The 381-nt window shown below is 49.1% G+C and carries 1 protein-coding gene; it reads right to left on the reverse strand.

Annotated features, from left to right (window positions below; translation table 11 throughout):
* Positions 1–381, reverse strand: a 381-nt coding sequence (locus AAEY78_RS12330; RefSeq protein ID WP_352339633.1) for a carbohydrate binding domain-containing protein, incomplete at both ends; no start/stop codon positions are given.

Here is a 381-nt window from a genome sequence, read left to right on the forward strand (position 1 = left end):
GTGTACGAATAACTGAGTTGTTGCCATTGGTTCAACAGCGTAGGGTTTGAATAATCGTGATATCCATCGGCCACCAGGCGAGCCTTCAAACCGCCTTCGGTGTGATACACCCAGCTAGAAAATAAGTAGCTTTTTCCTGCCTCCACAGCAACTTGTTGCAGCAGGTCGGTGTTACTTTGGGTAGCCGTGGTTACGACCACCTTTGCCGCCAGTGCGCCGGAGTTTACTTGCGTATTGTCTGCGGCAAGGGTGATGCCGGAGTCTATTGTGCTCCAACCATCGGGTTGACTGCCCGACCAGTTTTCAAAATCACCATTAGCAATAGTCGCTATGCTTGGTAGCGTAGTGAACAATAATGCACTGGCAAGTAAGTATTTTTTG

The sequence above is a fragment of the Psychrobacter sp. 16-MNA-CIBAN-0192 genome (assembly GCF_040309565.1).
In the GTDB taxonomy this organism is placed as follows: domain Bacteria; phylum Pseudomonadota; class Gammaproteobacteria; order Pseudomonadales; family Moraxellaceae; genus Psychrobacter.